At 69.1% G+C, this 18550-nt stretch carries 16 protein-coding genes; 8 read left to right on the forward strand and 8 right to left on the reverse strand.

What is annotated here, in order from left to right; genetic code table 11:
* From AC27VN_RS11120 to AC27VN_RS11130, 3 genes are all read left to right on the forward strand, one after another.
* A partial coding sequence (locus AC27VN_RS11120; protein ID WP_490876579.1) for a sensor histidine kinase occupies nucleotides 1-745 on the forward strand: 745 nt, incomplete at its 5' end.
* Entirely contained in the window at nucleotides 742-2112 is a 1371-nt protein-coding gene (locus AC27VN_RS11125; RefSeq protein WP_209544087.1) for a sigma-54-dependent transcriptional regulator, read from the forward strand. The genes AC27VN_RS11120 and AC27VN_RS11125, both read left to right, overlap by 4 nt.
* A 38-nt stretch (nucleotides 2113-2150) precedes the next feature.
* Nucleotides 2151-3020 carry an aldo/keto reductase gene (locus tag AC27VN_RS11130; protein ID WP_490876580.1) on the forward strand — a complete coding sequence of 290 codons (870 nt, stop codon included), beginning with the start codon at nucleotides 2151-2153 and terminating at the stop codon, nucleotides 3018-3020.
* Between the two features lie 10 nt (nucleotides 3021-3030).
* Here the strand turns inward: AC27VN_RS11130 and AC27VN_RS11135 are convergent, their stop codons facing one another.
* The gene (locus AC27VN_RS11135) at nucleotides 3031-3693 is read right to left on the reverse strand and encodes a TetR/AcrR family transcriptional regulator (RefSeq protein WP_093340533.1); all 663 of its coding nucleotides are present in this window, start codon (nucleotides 3691-3693) and stop codon (nucleotides 3031-3033) included.
* A gap of 189 nt (nucleotides 3694-3882) precedes the next feature.
* On the opposite strand from AC27VN_RS11135, the gene AC27VN_RS11140 reads away from it, so the two are divergent.
* From AC27VN_RS11140 to AC27VN_RS11160, 5 genes are read left to right on the forward strand one after another with little or no spacing between them, the layout of a single operon-like run.
* Complete coding sequence (locus tag AC27VN_RS11140; RefSeq protein WP_398500665.1) at nucleotides 3883-6003, forward strand: hydantoinase/oxoprolinase family protein; 2121 nt, start codon at nucleotides 3883-3885, stop codon at nucleotides 6001-6003.
* Nucleotides 6000-7724 carry a hydantoinase B/oxoprolinase family protein gene (locus tag AC27VN_RS11145; RefSeq protein WP_490876581.1) on the forward strand — a complete coding sequence of 575 codons (1725 nt, stop codon included), beginning with the start codon at nucleotides 6000-6002 and terminating at the stop codon, nucleotides 7722-7724. The genes AC27VN_RS11140 and AC27VN_RS11145 overlap by 4 nt, the downstream gene beginning before the upstream one ends.
* A gap of 60 nt (nucleotides 7725-7784) precedes the next feature.
* Nucleotides 7785-8786: an ABC transporter substrate-binding protein gene (locus AC27VN_RS11150; RefSeq protein ID WP_261210783.1), complete on the forward strand. Its 1002-nt coding sequence runs from the start codon at nucleotides 7785-7787 to the stop codon at nucleotides 8784-8786.
* Nucleotides 8767-9579 (forward strand): ABC transporter ATP-binding protein, encoded by an 813-nt coding sequence (locus AC27VN_RS11155; RefSeq protein ID WP_203202355.1) that lies wholly within the window; start codon nucleotides 8767-8769, stop codon nucleotides 9577-9579. The genes AC27VN_RS11150 and AC27VN_RS11155 overlap by 20 nt, the downstream gene beginning before the upstream one ends.
* A gap of 2 nt (nucleotides 9580-9581) precedes the next feature.
* On the forward strand, nucleotides 9582-10370 hold the full coding sequence (locus AC27VN_RS11160; protein ID WP_203202354.1) for an ABC transporter permease: 789 nt from the start codon (nucleotides 9582-9584) through the stop codon (nucleotides 10368-10370).
* 68 nt (nucleotides 10371-10438) lie between these two features.
* Here AC27VN_RS11160 and AC27VN_RS11165 read toward each other — a convergent pair whose 3' ends face one another.
* The 7 genes from AC27VN_RS11165 to AC27VN_RS11195 all read right to left on the reverse strand — a co-directional run.
* Entirely contained in the window at nucleotides 10439-11926 is a 1488-nt protein-coding gene (locus tag AC27VN_RS11165; protein ID WP_490876582.1) for a nucleobase:cation symporter-2 family protein, read from the reverse strand.
* Between the two features lie 172 nt (nucleotides 11927-12098).
* Nucleotides 12099-13091 carry an NAD-dependent epimerase/dehydratase family protein gene (locus tag AC27VN_RS11170; RefSeq protein WP_490876583.1) on the reverse strand — a complete coding sequence of 331 codons (993 nt, stop codon included), beginning with the start codon at nucleotides 13089-13091 and terminating at the stop codon, nucleotides 12099-12101.
* Nucleotides 13092-13192: 101 nt separating this feature from the next.
* On the reverse strand, nucleotides 13193-13735 hold the full coding sequence (locus AC27VN_RS11175; RefSeq protein WP_490876584.1) for a helix-turn-helix domain-containing protein: 543 nt from the start codon (nucleotides 13733-13735) through the stop codon (nucleotides 13193-13195).
* Nucleotides 13736-13746: 11 nt separating this feature from the next.
* A complete protein-coding gene (locus AC27VN_RS11180) occupies nucleotides 13747-14514 on the reverse strand; it encodes a GntR family transcriptional regulator (RefSeq protein WP_057591523.1) in 768 nt (255 codons plus the stop codon).
* Nucleotides 14515-14560: 46 nt separating this feature from the next.
* Nucleotides 14561-15301: an aspartate/glutamate racemase family protein gene (locus AC27VN_RS11185; protein ID WP_057591522.1), complete on the reverse strand. Its 741-nt coding sequence runs from the start codon at nucleotides 15299-15301 to the stop codon at nucleotides 14561-14563.
* A gap of 28 nt (nucleotides 15302-15329) precedes the next feature.
* On the reverse strand, nucleotides 15330-16823 hold the full coding sequence (locus AC27VN_RS11190; protein WP_431510080.1) for an NCS1 family nucleobase:cation symporter-1: 1494 nt from the start codon (nucleotides 16821-16823) through the stop codon (nucleotides 15330-15332).
* Nucleotides 16824-17072: 249 nt separating this feature from the next.
* On the reverse strand, nucleotides 17073-18550 hold a 1478-nt coding region (locus AC27VN_RS11195; RefSeq protein WP_490876585.1), incomplete at its 5' end, for a CehA/McbA family metallohydrolase domain-containing protein.

Genomic DNA, 18550 nt, shown 5'->3' on the forward strand with positions numbered 1-18550 from the left:
GGCGCGCACCGCGCAGCTGCGCGCCGCGCAGGACGAGCTGGTGCAGGCCGGCAAGATGGCCGCGCTGGGCCAGATGTCGGCCGGCCTCGCGCACGAGCTCAACCAGCCGCTGACCGCGATGCGCACGCTGTCGGAGAGCGCGGCCATCCTGCTCGACCACGAACGCCACGACGAGGTGCGCGGCAACCTCAAGCGCATCCGCGACATGGTCGACCGCCTGGCGCGGCTGACCGCGCAGCTCAAGACCTTCTCGCACAAGAACCAGCTCGGCCCCTCGCCCGTGGCGCTGGCCGCCGCGATCGACGATGCGCGCGTGATCGTCGCTGGCGCCGAGCAGAAGCACGGCGTGCAGGTCGAGGTCGACATCGAGCCGCCGCAGCTCGCCGTGATGGCCGACGAGGCCGCGCTCGGCAGCGTGCTGGTGAACCTGATGCGCAACGCGATCGAGGCCATGGAGCACATGCCGCAGCGCGTGCTGCGCCTGCAGGGGCGGCTCAGCGAGGACGGCCGCGCGGTGCTGACGGTGAGCGACACCGGCCCCGGCATCCGCGACGACGTGGTGCCGAAGCTGTTCGAGCCCTTCGTCACCACCAAGCCCGCGGGTTCGGGGCTGGGGCTGGGCCTCGTGCTGTGCGCGCAACTCGTGCGCGCCATGAACGGCGGTCTGCGGGCGGACAACCGGGAGGGCGGCGGGGCATACTTCGTCGTCGACCTGCCGGCCGCCAGCCCCCACGCCCACCCATGACACCACCGCCCGCCAACGAAGCCTCCGCCATCCGCGTGCTGCTCGTCGAAGACGACGACGACGTGCGCCTGAGCACCGCGCAGATGCTGGGCCTGGCGGGCTTCGAGGTCGAGGCCTTCGCGAGCGTGGAGCGGGTGCGGCCGCACATCGCCTTCGGCGTGCCCGCGGTGGTGGTGTGCGACGTGCGGCTGCCGCGCATGAGCGGCACCGAGTGGCTGGTGGAGGTGCGCGGCATCGATCCCGAGCTGCCGGTGATCCTGGTCACGGGCCATGGCCACATCGCGATGGCGGTGGCGGCGATGCGCGACGGCGCCTACGACTTCATCGAGAAGCCCTTCACCACCGAGCGGCTGGTGGCCATCGTGCGGCATGCGATCGAGCGGCGGCAGCTGGCGCTGCAGGTGCGCAGCCTGCGCGAGGCGCTCGACAACTGGAACGGCATCCAGTCGGTGCTGATCGGCCGCTCGGCCCAGATGCAGCGGGTGCGGCGCAACGTGATGACCCTGGCCGGCACCTCGGCCGACGTGCTGATCTACGGCGAGACCGGCACCGGCAAGGAGATGGTGGCGCGCTGCCTGCACGACCACAGCGAGCGGCGGCGCGAGCACTTCGTGCCGCTGAACTGCGGCGGCCTGCCCGAGGCGCTGGCCGAGAGCGAGCTGTTCGGCCACGAGGCCGGCGCCTTCACCAGCGCCAACCGCACGCGCGTGGGCAAGTTCGAATACGCGAGCGGCGGCACCCTGTTCCTCGACGAGATCGAGAGCATGCCGATGGCGGTGCAGATCAAGCTGCTGCGCGCGCTGCAGGAGCGCAGCATCGAGCGCATCGGCTCGAACAAGCCGATCCCCTTCGACTGCCGCGTGGTGGCCGCGAGCAAGGAGGACCTGAAGGCGCTGAGCGACCGGCAGAAGTTCCGCGCCGACCTCTACTACCGCATCGGCGTGGCGTTCATCGAGCTGCCGCCGCTGCGCGAGCGGCGCGAGGACATCCCGCTCTTGTTCGAGCACTTCACGCTGCAGGCAGCGAAGAAGTACGACCGGCCCGCGCCGGTGCCCAGCCATGCGCAGCTCGCCGACCTGATGGCCTATGCCTGGCCCGGCAACGTGCGCGAACTGCGCAACGTGGCCGACCGCTTCGTGCTGGGCCTGCTCGGCGAGCGGCTCACCTTGCTGCGCGCGAGCGACGAGGAGGTGCTGCCGCAGGCCCTGCCGCAGCAGGTGGAGGCCTTCGAGCGTGCCGTCATCGTCGAGGCGCTGCGCCAGCACCAGGGCGACCAGCCGGCCACCGCGGGCGCGCTGGGCATCGCGCGCCAGACCCTGTTCGACAAGCTGCGCAAGCTCGGCATCGCGGCCGAGGAATTCAAGTAACTCGCGTGCAGGCATTCGGGCGGCGCTAGCATGGCCCGATGCGAACACTCTCCTTTCCCCAAGGCGCCGGCAACGGCAACGAGATGCCCGTGCTCGGGCTGGGCACCTGGCGCATGGGCGAGGCCGCGGGCCGCCGCCAGGCCGAGGTGGCCGCGGTGCGCGAGGCCATCGCGCTCGGCTACCGGCTCATCGACACCGCCGAGATGTACGGCGAGGGCGGCGCCGAGACCGTGGTGGGCCAGGCCGTGGCCGAGGCGCTGCGCGCCAACGAGGTGCGGCGCGACGAGCTCTTCATCGTCAGCAAGGTCTATCCGCACAACGCGAGCCGGCGCGGCACGCCCGAGGCCTGCGAGCGCAGCCTGAAGCGCCTGGGCCTCGATGCCATCGACCTCTACCTGCTGCACTGGCGCGGCAGCCATCCGCTGGCCGAGACCGTCGATGCCCTGCAGGCGCTGGTGGCGCGCGGGCGCATCGCGCGCTGGGGCGTGAGCAACTTCGACACCGACGACATGGAGGAACTGGCGCCGCTGGGGCAGGGCGGCCCCTCGTGCGCGGCGAACCAGGTCTACCTGTCGCTCGGCGAGCGCGGTCCCGAGTTCAGCCTGCTGCCCTGGCAGCGCGAGCGCGGCATCCCGCTGATGGCCTACAGCCCGATCGACCAGGGCGCGCTGGCCGACGACGAGGGGCTCGGCGAACTCGCGGCGGACCTCGGCGTGACCGCGGCCCAGCTCGCGCTGGCCGCGGTCATCGCGCGGCCGGGCGTGGCGGCGATTCCGAAGGCGGTGGGCAGCGCGCATCTGAAGGAGAATTTCGCGGCGGCCTCGTTGACGCTCGACGCCGGCGTGCTCGCGAAGCTCGACCGGCTGCATCCGCCGCCGAAGCGCAAGACGGCGCTCGCGATGATCTGATCGGCGGCGGCTAGGCCGCGTCGCCGCTGCGGTCGCAGAGGTAGCTGATCACCATGTCCGAGGCGTGCCTGAGCCGCGACTGCTGGCGGTCCGAGGCGCCGAGGTCGACGTCGAGCACGTACGAGAGCGTGTAGCGGTTGGTGATGAAGTACGAGCCCAGGCCCGAGATCGAGACATAGAGGTCGACCCAGTCGGCATCGCGGCGGAACACGCCCTTCTGCTTGCCCGACTCGAGGATGGTCGACAGCGCGGTGCGCAGCGGGTTGAACATCTCCGAGATCACCTTCGACTTGCGGATGTGCACCGCCTTGTGCAGGTTCTCGGTCGACAGCAGCTGGTGGAACTCGGGCTGGTCGATGAAGTGCTGCACCGTCTTCTCGACCAGCTCGCGCATGTCGCGCACCGGGTCCTCGCCCGTGAGCGCGAGTTCGTTCTGGCGTTCGCGCATCGCGCCGTAGGCGCGCTCCATCACCTCGATGAACAGCGCCTCCTTGCTGTCGAAGTAGTGATAGACGAGGTTCTTGCTGATCTTGCAGCGGGCCACGATCGCGTCGATGCGCGCGCCGTCGTAGCCGTGCGCGGCGAACTCCTTGCTCGCGATCTTCAAGATCCGGTCTCGCGTTGCCACGGCATTGCGCTGCCGCGGCTTGGGCGTCTTTGTGTCGTGTGTCATGGGTCCTGATGTCGGCGAGGCACCACCGAGGCCGCGAGTCTACTTCCGGCGCCGGCGCGAAAAAGATGCAAAACAAAGGTTGACATCGTGCGGTCACGGCTCCTATATTTCGCCCTCAATGGTACTAGCCAGTTAGTTAGTTAAGGCCGGTCCCATTATCGTCCAACCCCGCTAGAACGGAGCATCACAATGGGTTCTGCACCACAGCGAAGCAAAGGCGTGCGCGTCGGATGCGATATCGGAGGAACCTTCACCGATATCGTGCTCGCGATGCCCGACGGCCGGCTCTTCGTGAACAAGACGTCCACCACGCCGGAGGACCTCGGCAAGGCCATCGTCAACGGCCTGCGCGCATTGATCGACCAGGCCGGCATCGCGCCGGGCGACATCGCCGAGATCGTGCACGGCACCACCACCGCGTCGAACACCATCCTGCAGAAGGTCGGCGCCAACACCGGCGTGCTCACCACCGAGGGCTTCCGCGACGTGCTGGAGATCGGCCGCATCCGTACGCCCACCATGTTCGATCTCGGCTGGCAGAAGCCGCAGCCGCTGGCCACGCGCCGCTGGCGCCGCGGCGTGCGCGAGCGCATGGGTTCGCGCGGCGAAGTGGTCGTGCCGCTCGACGTCGAGCACCTGCTCGAACAGGCCGGCGAGCTGGTGGCCGACGGCGTGAACGCGGTCGCGCTGTGCTTCCTCAACAGCTACATCAACCCGGCGCACGAACTCCAGGCCAAGGCCGCGCTGCAGGCGCGCTTTCCCGAGCTGCTGCTGAGCGTGTCGTGCGAGGTGCTGCCCGAGATCAAGGAGTACGAGCGCACCAGCACGACGGTGGTCAACGCCTACATCCTGCCCGCGATGAAGACCTACCTCGCGCGCCTGAAGAAGGACCTGCGCGACATGGGCGTCGATGCCTCGCTGCAGGTGATGGCCTCCAACGGCGGCATGATGGGCATCGCCTCCGCGACCGAGAAGCCGGTGTTCGCCGTGGCCTCGGGCCCGGCGGGCGGCGTGGCCGGTGCCGCGCGCATCGGCGCGATGGGCGGCGACGACGACCTGATCGTCTTCGACATGGGCGGCACCACCGCCAAGGCCTCGGTCATCGTCGGCGGCCAGCCCTCGCTGACCAACGAGTACGAGTTCCGCGACGGCATCAGCGCGCCGAGCCGCTTCGTCAAGGGCGGCGGCTACGTGCTCAAGGTGCCCGCGATCGACATCGCCGAGGTGGGCGCGGGCGGCGGCTCGATCGCCTGGATCGACGGCGGCGGCCTGCTGTGCGTCGGGCCCGAATCGGCTGGTGCTTCGCCCGGGCCGGCCTGCTACGGCAACGGCAACGAGCGCCCGACCGTGACCGACGCCAACATGGTGCTCGGCTACCTCAATCCCCAAGCGCTCGCGGGCGGCAGCCTGCCGGTCTCGCCCGAGCTGTCGGCGCGGGCGATCGATGCCCACGTAGCCGGGCCGCTGAAGCTCGACCGCCTCGCCGCGGCGCACGGCATCCGCCAGGTCGCCAACGTGAACATGGCGCGCGCGATCCGCGCGGTGACGGTGGAGCGCGGCCGCGATCCGCGCGACATGTCGATGATCGCCTTCGGTGGCGGCGGCCCGCTGCATGCGGTGGCGGTGGCGCGGCTGCTCGGCATCCGCCGCGTGATCGCGCCGATCATGGCCGGCGTCTTCTGTTCGGCCGGCATGCTCTCGGCCGACGCCGAGCACAACTTCGTGAAGGCGGTGCTGCGCCCGCTGGCCGATTGCGAACCGGCCGCGCTCGCGCGCGCCACCGCGGTGCTCGCCGACCAGGGCTTCACGGTGCTGGCCTCCGAAGGCTATGCGGCCGACGCGGTGCGCGTGGAGCGCTTCGCCGACCTGCGCTACCTCGGCCAGAGTTCGGAACTCACGGTGGCGCTGCCCGCGGGCACGCTCGACACGGCCGTGCTCGAGCAACTGGCGCGCGACTTCCATGCGCTCTACCAGCAGACCTTCGGCTACAGCAGCGACGAGCCGCTCGAGCTGGTCAACCTGCGCGTCAGCGCCCATGGCCGCAGCGACTTCCGGCTCGACTTCGCCAAGTGCCGCGTCGACGCCACCGCGCTGCAGGGCACGCAGGGCGAACGCCTCGTGAGCTTCGCGCCCGGCGAGGCGCCCGCTTCGACACCCGTGGTCCCGCGTGCCAGCCTCGGTGCCGAGCCGGTGCAGGGGCCGCTGATCGTCGAGTCCTACGACACCACCATCGTCGTGCCGCCGCACTGCAGCGCGCGCGCCGATGCCATCGGCAACATCGTCATCGACCTCCAGGAGATCCCGGCATGAACCGCGCCATCGACCCGATCACCTTCGCGGTGGTCAAGAACGCGATGGATTCCATCGTCGACGAAGTGGCCTACACCGTGCTGCGCACCGCGCGCTCGGAGATCGTCAAGGACGTGATGGACTACTCGGCCGCGATCTGCGACCGCCACGGCCAGATGATCGCGCAGGCCAAGACCATCGCGCTGCACCTGGGCGCCATCCCCGAAGCCATGGCCGAGGTGCGCAAGCGCTACGGCGACGCGCTGGCGCCGGGCGACGCGGTGATCGTCAACGACCCCTACCAGGGCGGCATGCACCTGCCGGACATCTTCATGTTCGTGCCTTTCTTCTACCGCGAGGAACTCGAGGGCTTCTGCGTCGTCATCTGCCACCACACCGACGTGGGCGGCCGCGTGCCCGGCTCGAACGCCAGCGACTCGACCGAGGTCTACCAGGAAGGCCTGCGCATCCCGGTGGTCAAGCTCTACGAACGCGGCGTGGTCAACGACATCATGGAACGCGTGATCGCGCAGAACGTGCGCGTGCCCGACCGCGTGCTCGGCGACCTGCGCGCGCAGTACGCGGCCTCGCAGGTGGGCGTGCGCGAGCTCACGGCGCTGTTCGACCGCTATGGCCGCGACGATGCGCGGCGCTACTTCGCCGAACTGCTCGACTATGCCGAGCGGCTCACGCGCGAGGAGATCCGCCGCTGGCCCAAGGGCACCTTCCACTTCGAGGACTTCATCGACGACGACGGCCTCTCGCCCGAACCGATCCCGATCCGCGTCGCGCTCACGGTGCACGAGGATCGCGTCAGCGTCGACTACACCGGCTCCTCGCCGCAGGTGCGCGCGGCCATCAACTCGACGCTGTCGTACACCAAGTCCTGCACCTACCTCAGCGTGCGCTGCGCATTGAAGGGCGACGTGCCGAACAACGCCGGCGTGTTCCGCTGCATCGAGGTGCACGTGCCCGAGGGCACCGTGCTCAACCCGATCGAGCCGGCCGCGGTCGCGGCGCGCGCGCTCACCGGCTACCGCGTGTTCGACGCGATGCTCGGCGCGCTGGCGCAGGTGGTGCCCGACCGCATTCCCGCCGCGGGCGAGGGCGGCAACACCGTGGTCTGCCTCTCGGGCAAGAAGGACGACGGCAGCAGCTACATCATCGTCGACATGATCTGCGGCGCCTGGGGCGGCCGCCCCGGTTCCGACGGCATCGAGGCGATCACCAACGCCTCGCAGAATCTCTCGAACACGCCGGTGGAAACGCTGGAGGCGCAGCATCCGGTGCGCGTCGAGGCCTACGAGCTCGAGCCCGACTCCTGCGGTGCCGGCCGCTACCGCGGCGGCCTCGGCATCCGGCGCAGCTACCGCGTGCTGGCCGACGACGTGCTGCTGCAGCTGCGTGCCGACCGCATGAAGTTCCAGCCCTACGGCTTGCAGGGCGGCCTGCCCGCGAAGTCCGCTTCGAACCGGCTGCAGCACGGCGGTGAAACCACCGAACTGGCGAGCAAGGTTGGCATGCGCATTGCAAGAGGCAGCGTGGTGACGCACACGCAACCCGGTGGCGGTGGCTTCGGCGATCCGCTGCTGCGCCCCGCGCAAGAGATCGAGCGCGACGTCTGGGACCACAAGCTGTCGGCCGACTTCGTGCGCCAGCACTACCGCGCGGTGGTCGATCCGGCCAGCGGGCGCCTCGACGCCGCGCAAACCCAGGCACTGCGCGCCGGCAAGGCGGACTGAAGCACCGCGCCACGCCCGCGATTCCCCCACCACCCCATGACGAAGAAGCAGAGGTAAGCGATGAAAAGACGTACGTTGACCCAAGGCCTCGCGGCGATGGCCGCGCTCCCGGCGCTGTCCCTCGGCCTGCGAACGGCGCAGGCGCAGGGGGCCACCAAGCTGCGCGTGCGCATGGACTTCTCGCCCTGGGGCATGCACGGCGCGGTGCACCTGGCCCAGCAGAAGGGCTGGTTCAAGGACGAGGGCCTGGAGGTCGAGGTGCAGGACGGCACCGGCACCATCTCGACGCTGCAGCTGCTCGCGGCGGGGCAGGTCGACGTGGGCCAGGTGGCGCTCGGCACCATGGCGGTGGCGAAGGAGAACGGACTCGAGCTGGTCTCGATCGCCGGCTTCGCGCGCACCGGCGACCTCGCCGTCATGACCGATGCGGCGCAGGGCGTGAAGTCGCCGAAGGAGCTCGCGGGCAAGAAGATCGTGTGCTTCACGACCAGCCCGTGGGCGCCGTTCATCGAGCCTTTCCTCAAGGCCAACGGCATGAGCAAGAGCAGCATCGAGCTGGTGATGGTCACGCCCAGCGCGATGATCTCGACCTATGCCTCGGGCAACAGCGACGGCTTCATGTCGCAGGCCCCGTTCGGCCAGCCGATGGTGCTGAAGACCCGCAAGGCCAGCGCGCTGCTGCTGGCCGACAGCGGCATCAGCTTCCCGAGCTACGGGCTGGCCACGACGCCGAAGGCGATCGAGTCGAAGCAGGCCGCGATCGCGAAGTTCACGCGCGTGCAGCTGCGCGCCTGGCAGTACATCCACGACAACCACATCGACGAGGCGGTGGCCGCCATCGTGGCGCAGCGGCCCAATGCGCGGCTCGACCCCGAGGTGCTCAAGGGACAGCTCGTGGCCTACCGCCCGTTCTTCCAGAGCCCGGGCGACAAGAACCTGCCGATCGGCCAACAGTCCGACGCCGACTGGGCCGCGGCGATCCGCTCGATGGAACAGACCGGCCAGATCAAGCCGGGCCGCAAACCCTCCGACTACTACACCAATGCGCTCCTTTCCGTCTGAAGCGCCCGCGCGCGGAGCCCACCACGTGGCCGATTTCCTGTCGATCGACGGCCTCCACAAGGTCTACCAGTCCGGCCGCAAGCCGATCACCGCGCTGCAGGACGTGCGCCTCGGCGTCGCGCGCGGCGAGTTCGTTTCGATCGTGGGCCCGAGCGGCTGCGGCAAGAGCACGCTGATGCGCTGCATCGCCGGACTCGAGCCCATCACCAGCGGCCGGCTCGCGCTCGACGGCGTGCCGATCACCGAGCCGCCCGACAACATGGGCGTGGTGTTCCAGCGCGACCTGCTGCTGGAATGGCGCAGCATCCTCGACAACGTGCTGGCAGCCGCCGAGTTCCATGGCCTCGAGCGTGCGCGGCATGCGCCGCGCGCGCGCGAGCTGCTGGCGCTGTTCGGCCTGGCCGACTTCATGGACCGCTATCCGCGCGAGCTTTCGGGCGGCATGCGCCAGCGCGTGTCGATCTGCCGTGCGCTGCTGCTCGATCCGCAACTGCTGCTGATGGACGAGCCCTTCGGCGCGCTCGACCCCTTCACGCGCGATGCGCTCAACGCGGAGCTGCAGCGCACCTGGATGGCGACCGGCAAGACGGTGATCTTCATCACCCATTCGATCACCGAGGCCGTGTACCTCGGCGGGCGCGTGGTGATGATGGCGCGCGGCCCGGGTCGCATCGCCGACATCCTGCCGATCGAGCTCGAGCGGCCGCGCGGCCTCGACGTGCGCGAGACGCGCGAGTTCGCGGCCTACGTGTCGCGCATCAAGGAAACCTTCCGCGAACTGGGCGCCTACTGACCATGAAGACACTCTGGAACCACACCGAGCGCAGCCGCCAGGCCCTGCTCACGCTCGCCGTGCTGCTCGTGGCCTGGGAGGCGTGCGTGCGCCTGCTCGGCATCCGCGACTTCCTGCTGCCCGCGCCCTCGAAGATCATCGGGCAGTTCCTCGCGCAGCCCGGCTACCTGCTGCGCGAGACGCTCGACACGCTGCTCACCACCATGTACGGCTTCGTGCTGGCCGTGGTGCTCGGCGTGGCCGCGGCCATCGGCATCGTCTACTCGCGCTTCCTCGACCGCACGCTCTACTCGCTGCTGGTGGCGCTCAACGCCGTGCCCAAGGTCGCGCTCGCGCCGCTGTTCGTGATCTGGATGGGCACCGGCGCGCTGCCCAAGGTGGCGATCGCGATGCTGATCGCGATCTTCCCGATCCTGATCGACTGCGTGCTGGGGCTGCGCTCCACAGACCCCGACATGCTCGACATGGCGCGGGTCAACAAGGCCACGCGCGGACGCATCCTCTGGAAGATCCGCTTTCCCAACGCACTGCCGAGCCTGTTCGCGGGCATGAAGGTCGGCGTGTCCTTCGCGCTGGTGGGCACCATCGTCGGTGAGTTCGTGGCCGGCGAATCGGGGCTGGGCCATGTGATCCTGGTGGCGCAGGGCAGCTTCGACACCTCCACCGTGTTCGTCGCGCTCGCGCTGCTGTGCGTGCTCGGCGTGGTGCTGTTCAAGGGGATCGAGCTGGCCGAGGAGCGGCTGCTCGGCTGGCATGCCTCGCAGCGCGGCGTGCCGGCGCACGCGGTTTAGCAGAGGCCGTGCGCGCTGCATGAAAAAAGGGGCCGTCGGCCCCTTCGTTCGTTGTGGCGTGCAGCGGCTCAGTGCGCATCCGCATGCTTGGCCGCCGCGATCACCGCCTTCTCGTCGTGCTTCGCGCCGTTGAGGAACAGGTTCAGCAGCACCGCCGCGATCGACGCCAGCAGGATGCCCGACTCGATCAGCGAGTGGATCGCATGCGGCATCCATTGCTTGAAGTTGGGCGCGATCAGCGGAATCATGCCGACGCCGATCGAGACCGCGACGATCATCGCGTTGTGGCGGTTGTGCTTGAAGTCCACGCCCGAGAGGATGCGGATGCCGGTGGCGGCCACCATGCCGAACATCACGAGGCCCGCGCCGCCGAGCACCACGGTGGGCAGCGACTCGACCAGCGCCGCCATCTTCGGCAGCAGGCCCAGCACGATCAGGATCACGCCGCCGGCCACGCAGACATAGCGGCTCTTGATGCCGGTGACGGCGACCAGGCCCACGTTCTGCGAGAAGCTGGTGTAGGGGAAGGTGTTGAAGATGCCGCCGATCAGCGTGCCCAGGCCGTCGGTGCGCAGGCCCTTGGCGAGGTCCTGCTGCGAGATCTTGCGCTCGGTCATCTCGCCGAGCGCGAGGAACATGCCGGTCGATTCGATCATCACCACCACCATGATCAGCGTCATCGTGAGGATCAGGATCGGGTCGAACTGCGGCATGCCGAAGTGGAAGGGCAGCACGATGTCGAACCACGCGGCCTTGCCGACCTTCTCGTAGGTCATGAGGCCGGTGAGCGAGGCCACGACCGCGCCGATGACGATGCCCAGCAGCACCGAGATGTTGGCGACGAAGCCCTTGGCGTACTTCACGATCAGCAGGATCGACACCAGCACCAGCGCGGCCACGCCCAGGCCCGAGAGGTCGGCGTACTTGGGATTGGGCACGGTGGGCATGATCGCGAAGCCCTTGGGCACCGCGGGGATGGAGCTGCCGGGCGAGGTGACTTCGGCCAGCCACTTGGCGTAGACCGGATCGACCAGCGCGGGCGCCGTCGGGCCCACGGGATTGCCGAAGATCCAGTTGATGCCCACGCGCATCAGGCTGATGCCGATCACCGCGATGATGGTGCCCGTGACCACCGGCGGGAAAAAGCGCAGCATGCGGCTCACGAAGGGCGCGATCAGTATCGAGACGATGCCCGCGCCGATGATGGCGCCGAACAGCAGCTGCGCGCCGTTCTGGCCCGGGTTGGCGTTGGCGATGGCCACCATGGGCGCCACCGAGGCGAAGGTCACGCCCATCATCACGGGCAGCTTGATGCCGAACCACTGCGTGGCGCCGAGCGCCTGGATCAGCGTGGCGATGCCGCAGCAGAACAGGTCGGCCGAGATCAGCAGCGCGACCTCGTCGGGCGAGAGCTTGAGCGCGCGGCCCACGATCAGCGGGACCGCGACCGCGCCCGCGTACATGACCAGCACGTGCTGCAGGCCCAGGGCGGTGAGCTTGCCGGCGGGCAGGCGCTGGTCCACCGGATGGACTGGGGAAAGGGAGTCGGCCGTCATCGTGAATCTCCTGCTGCGGCAATGAGAGAAAGACAGGGAGAGGTGCGGCGCGCAGTCGTCGGGCGCGTCCACCGCATCTGGTGTACGCGAAACTGTATACAATTTATGCGGCAATCCGGACTGAGGAAAACCCGGAGGGCCCGGGTGGGCCGGAGGCCGTGCCGCGGCGGGTTCAGGCCACCGGGTAGGGACCGTCCTCGAAGCGCTGCGCGTGGTAGCCCTTGCTGCCCACGGCATGCGCCAGTTCGCTGCGGAAGTCGCGGCCCTCGCGCAGGCTTTGCAGCACCTGCGCGAAGTCGTGCTTCGGTGCCCAGCCCAGGTCGCGCCGCGCGCGTTCGTTCACGTACACGCGATCGAGCTGCGCGGGCAGGGTCCAGCCGCGCCGTTCGTAGAGCGCCTCGCAGTCGGGGAAATGTCGGCGCAGCACGGCCGGCGCATCGCTGCGCAGCAGCGCGAGCTCGTCGCGCGCGAAGGGCGTGGTGGCCGAGACGATGTAGCGGCCGAAGCCCAGCGCCTGTGCGCGCCGTGCCGCGCACAGGTGCGCCTCGACGATGTCCGCGATGTCGGCGCGGCGGTGCAGCAGCTCGTTGGCCTGCGCGTTCTCGAGCGAGTGGCGTTCGCGCGCGCGCGGATCGTCGTCGTCCTCGGGGAAGAAGCGCGAGGTGCGCAGCACGATCGCATGGAGGCCGTGCTCGCGGTGGAACAGCTGGCACAGGTCCTCGGCCGCGGTCTTGGTCGCGCCGTAGATGTTCTTCGGGATCGGCGTCACCTCTTCCGTGATCCAGGCGGCGGGCTCGCCCGCGGCCGGCGTGAGCGCCGAGCCGAAGCTGCTGGTGGTGCTCGTGAACACGAAGGCCTGCACGCCGGCCGCCACCGCCTCCTCGAGCAGCGCGAGCGTGCCCGCGATATTGGTCTCGACGAAGTCCTGCTTCACGTGCGTGCCCACGTGCGGCTTGTGCAGGGTGGCGGTGTGCAGCACCGTGCGCACGCCGCGCATGCACTCGCGCACGAAGCCGCGGTCGGCGATGGAGCCGGTGCGGTCGGTGAAGGGCGAGGCGAGCAGGTCGATGCCGCGGGCCTCGCCCCAGGTGCTGGGGTTCGCGCGCAGATGGCGCATCAGTGCTTCGCCGAGATGGCCGGCGCTGCCGGTGACCAGGGTGGTCATGGGAACGGTTTCCTTCCTGCGATGGGATTCTCGAAACCGCGAGGCTAGCGCGAGGCCGCGCGCGCCGTCCACGCATAAGTTATGCGTGGGGCGGTCCGCGCTCAGGCGACGGTGGTGACCAGCCGTCCCGCGCTGCCGTCGGCCAGCGCGATGCGCTCCCACAGCACGCGGCCCGGCAGGATCGGGATCACGGGGTCGAGCGTGCCGGCGGTCGCGATCTCGAGCGTGGCCAGCTCGCCCTCGTGCCAGCCGCGGTCCGCGAGCGTGGCCTCGGCCGCGAGGATCTCCTGCGAGGCATAGCCGATCAGCGAGCGGCCGATGAACTCGGCCGGGTCGGCGCGCCATTCGGACTGGCGCGCGGGCGAGGCCGCGAGCAACCGGTGCGTGCGGTCGCAGATCAGGTGCACCTTGCGCGAGGACGACTCCACCAGCCGCTTGAGAGCGGCGTCCTGGCTCGGATCGCGCGCCGCGGCCAGCAGCCGGTGCGCGGCCGCCTGTTGCGCCTTCGACAGCGGCAGGTCGCCGCGCTCCCAGCGCGACACCGTGGCCTGGTGCACGCCCATGAGCTGCGCGAAATGGTTCTGCTTGAAGCCGCGCAGCAGCCGCAGGCGCCGAAGCGCGAGACCGGTGTCGTGGGCCGCCATGCGCGCGCTCCTCAGGCCAGCAGCGCCTTCACCAGGTCGAGCTGGCGGTCGGGCTTGCCGGTGCCGAGCTCGAGGCTGGCCTCGATGCGGTCGAGGTGTTCGATCATGCAGTTCACGGCGGCCTCCACGTCGCCGGTGCGGCAGATGCGCAGGAAGTCGGCGTGTTCGTCGGACGAGCAGTGCGGATCGTTCGACGAGTGGTAGAGCATCGCGATCAGCGAGCTGCGCGCGACCAGTTCGCGCACCAGCTCGGCCAGCGTGTGGTTGCCGGTGGCCTCGGCCAGCGCGACGTGGAAGTCGCCCAGCAGCTTCTCGCGCACCGTGCCCATGGTGGTGGTCTGGCGCAGCGCGTTGCGCTCGAAGCGGATGTGCTGGTCGAGCGCCTGGTAGTCGCGCGGCCGCGCGTTGGCGATGAACAGCCGCACCACCTCGCGCTCGAGGATGCGGCGCACCGCGAACACCTCGCGCGCTTCCTCCACCGTGGGCTGGCAGACGAAGGCGCCCTTGTCGGGAATGATCTCGATCAGCTTGTCCTTCGACAGCATCAGCAGCGCCGCGCGCACCTTGGTGCGGCTCACCGAATAGACGCGGCCCAGCGCCTCCTCGCGCAGCCAGGTGCCGGGCGGCAGGCGCTTCTCGACGATGGCGGTGGCGATGTCCTGGGCGATGCTCTCGATGGAGCTGGCCTTGTCCGCCTTCTCGCTGGCGGCGGCCGGGCCGTCGCCGGACGCAACCGGCGCGGCGGGGGAAGGAGCGGGGGTGGAACGTGCGCGGGGCATCCGTGGATTGTCGCTTGGCGCAAGCCGGTGCCGGGCGCACATGCCGCTATGGCCTCGCGAGGGTGAAGCCTTCGAGCGCGCCGACCATGGTCTTGGGCAGCGGCCGCGCGAGCTCGCCGCGCTTGCTGGTGCGCAGCTTGAGCCGCACCAGCGATTCGATCAGCTGCGTGCCCGCGGCCACGCCGTCGATCACCGGCACGCCGAGCAGCTCGCCGATGTGCTCGCACAGGTCGGTCATGCCGGCGCAGCCGAGCACGATGCAGTCGGAGCCGTCCTCCTCGAGCGCGCGCCGGCATTCCTCGACGATGCGTTCGCGCGCGCGCGAGCCCGGTTCCTCGAGTTCGAGCACCGGCAGCTCGCAGGCACGCACGTTGGCACAGAAGCGCTCCATGCCGTAGATCTCCGCCAGGTGCCAGGCCTGGCCGATGGTGCGCCCCAGGGTGGTGACCACGCTGAAGCGGCTGCCGACCATGCTGGCCAGGTGCATCGCGGCCTCGGCGATGCCCACCACCGGCCCGCGCGCGAGCTCGCGCGCGGCCTTGAGGCCCGGGTCGCCGAAGCAGGCGATCACGTAGCCGTCGATGCCGTCGCGCTCGCCGGCCGCGATCTCCTGCAGCAGGCCGGGCACGGCCAGCGCCTCGTCGTAGTGGCTCTCGATGGACACCGGGCCCATGGCCGGGCTCACGGCCACGATCTCGGTGCCGGCGTGCGCCACCGCGCGGGCGCAGGCACCGATCTTCTCGGTCATGCTCCAGGTGGTGTTGGGGTTGATGATCTTGATGCGCACGGTGCGCTCCCTTTCTCTTGCGGTATGTTCAGGTCTTGGTGTTGCGGTTCAGCAGCGCGTAGATCACGAAGCCCAGCGCCATGCCGATGAACCAGGCGTAGTTGGCCGCGCCGCGCAGGGTCGGCACCATCACGCACAGGATCGGCACGATCGCCGAGGGGATCAGCGCCTGGATCGCCTTCGGGTTGTAGCCGCCGCTGTACCAGTACTTGCCCTGCGTGCTCATGCTGTAGAGCGCATCCACGTCGATCTGCTGTTTGCGCACCAGGTAGTAGTCGGCGATCAGGATGCCGAACAGCGGGCCGATGAACGAACCCAGCACGTCGAGCGTGTAGTGGATGACCTCGGGACTGTTGTAGAGGTTCCACGGCGTGAGGAACACCGAGCCCACGGCGGCGATCATGCCGCCGGTGCGCCAGCTGATGTGCTGCGGCGCGACGTTCGAGAAGTCGAAGGCCGGCGAGACGAAGTTGGCGACGATGTTGATGCCGATGGTGGCGATCATGAAGGTCAGCGCGCCCAGCACCACGGCGGTGGTGCTGTCGATCTTGCCCACGGTGTGCACCGGGTCGGTGATGAGTTCGCCGAACACCGGCAGCGTGGCGGCGGTGGTGATCACGGTCAGCAGCGAGAAGAACACGAAGTTGATCGGCAGGCCCCAGAAGTTGCCCTTCTTCACCGCGTCGAAGCTCTTGCCGTAGCGCGAGAAGTCGCCGAAGTTGAGCATCGGGCCGCTGAAGTAGCTGACCACCAGCGCGATGGCCGACAGCATCACCGGCAGCGCGTCCCAGCCCTGGAACTTGATGCCGCCGAGGTTCAGGTCGATGTTCTTCCAGCCGGCCTTCCACACCAGCCAGCCGCACAGGATGGCCATCACCACGTAGACCGCGGGACCGGCCCAGTCGATGAACTTGCGGATCGCGTCCATGCCGTGCCAGAACACGAAGGCCTGCAGCACCCACATCACCATGAAGGCGACCCAGCCCAGCGTCGACAGGCCGACGAAGCCGTGCTGCGCCAGGTCGGCGTAGGGCGCGAGGTTCGGGAACATGTGCAGCGCCAGCACCATGAAGGCGGCCGAGGCGAGGTAGGTCTGCACGCCGTACCAGGCCACCGCGATCAGGCCGCGGATGATGGCCGGGATGTTGGCGCCGAGCACGCCGAAGGAGGCGCGGCACATCACGGGGTAAGGCGTGCCGGTCACCTGGCTGGGCTTGGCGACCAGGTTGCAGAAGATCTGCACGATCACGATGCCCACCAGCAGCGACACCAGCACCTGCCAGCTCGACAGTCCCAGCGCGAACAGGCTGCCGGCCGTGATGTAGCCGCCCACGCTGTGTACGTCGGACATCCAGAACGCGAAGATGTTGTACTGCCCCCAGGTCTGCTTCTTGAGCGGCGCGAGGTCCTCGTTGGTCAGGCGCGGGTCGTAGCCGGGCTTGATGAGGGCATTCGATTCGGCATGCGCCGGGGCGCTGGCTGCGCTGGCCCCGGCGGGCGTCTGGCTGACGGCTGTGCTCATGGTCTGTACCTCGTCTCTTCGATTGGGTTGCGTTGGAGGACCTGCTTGCGACGCAATTTGTGCGCCCGTTTTTGAGTTCGTTATTTGTATACAAAAACTGAGCACAATCAAGATCATCCAGATATTCATATATCCGTAGATTCCCTGAGACGCGGGTGCGGGCGCGCCGGCCGCTGCTGCAAGAAAAAGAGCGCCGGGCCCAGGGGCCACGGCGCTCTCGCGCGGAAAGGGGGGGAAGACGGGCCGGGCCTACTTCGCCGCCACCTTCACGAACACCGGGTTCGAATAGAACCAGAGGTCGGCGTAGTTGCGTGCGTTGATCGCGTTGAAGCGCGCCACGTTGTCGTTGCCCTCGGTGCGCGCGTCGGGCAGTGGCTCGCCGTTGGCGGTCTCGCCGGGCACGTCGGTGCCCAGGTTGGTGCCGCGCAGCCGGAAGTACTGGTTGGCGCCGGCCTTCACGGTGAAGCTGGCGGCGTAGTAGCCCTCGGCATCGAGCTTCCAGTCGGCGCGCGTGAAGCGCTTGACGACGCGCGTCGACGGATTGGTCGCGCGGTCGTAGCCGGGCGTGCCGGGCTGCTCGCGGCCGGTCACGTCGCCCGCGATCAGGTCGATGTGGTCGACCACGGGCTTCACGTTGGCATAGAGGCCGCTGCCGAGCTGGTACTCGAAGTTGTTGCGCTCGGGACTGCGGAAGCGCACGGTGATCTGCAGCTCCTCGCCCGCGGCGGCCGCGAGCTCGGTGCCCATGCGGCCGGCGCCCTTGCTGCTCCTGACCTGGAAGTCGAGCGCGTCGATCAGGTCGCCGTTGACCGCGAACAGCCGGCCCGCGCGCATCGCCGCGAGCAGCGACTTCGGATCCTTGATGTCGCCGAACAGGTGGTTCTTGGCGTACTCGCCGGGCGCGTAGCCGCTGCTGTAGAGGCCGCGCGAGGTGGTGAAGTGGTAGTCGGAATCGGCCACGTTCCAGATCCGGCGGCCTTCCGACAGCAGCGCGTCCCAGGTGCCGCCGAGCTTGGCCACGAGGTGGTCGACGCCGCCGTAGGTGCGCGAGGGCAGGTTGGCGTCGATGTAGGCGCTGTTGTAGCCGCCGCGGTCGGGTTCCATCTGGTTGCCGACCATGCCCTCGAGCGAGAACACGATGTCGGGCGCGAGGTCGTTCATCTCGCGCAGCTGCGCGATCGTGTACTTGCCGGGGTTGCGCGAGGGATGGTTGATCTGCAGGTAGCTGGTGGTCGGATAGTTCTTCTTGAGCCAGGCCACGGCCTGCATCGTCTCGGCGTGGGTGTTGTAGGCGGTGCCGGCCTTCGGTCCCCAGGCGGCCACGTCGGCCGCCGGGAACAGCGCGGCGTCGCGGTTGGTGAACAGGTACTCGAACTGGCTCAGGGCCTTGAGCGCGGCATCCGACATCGGGCTGTCGGTCAGGATGCCGACGTTGCCGTGGTCGTGCGCGGGCATGTCCCATTCGGCCGAGGCGAAGATGGTCTTGTCGGCGTACTTGCCGCTGGCCTGCAGCGCCTTGATGCGCGGCACCTGGTACTTGGCCATGCCTTCGGAGAACGGGATCTGCGCGGGCAGGGTGCGGCCGTCGTTGTCGTAGGACGAGAGGCGCAGGTGGTCCGAGATCGCGACCCAGTCGAGGCCGAAGCGGTCGAAGGCCTTGGCCAGCACCTGGTCGAGCGTGGAGATCTGCTGCGTGTCGTCGGATTGCCAGGTGTGGACGTGCAGGT

The sequence above is a fragment of the Variovorax sp. 20P10.2.4 genome (assembly GCF_058244205.1).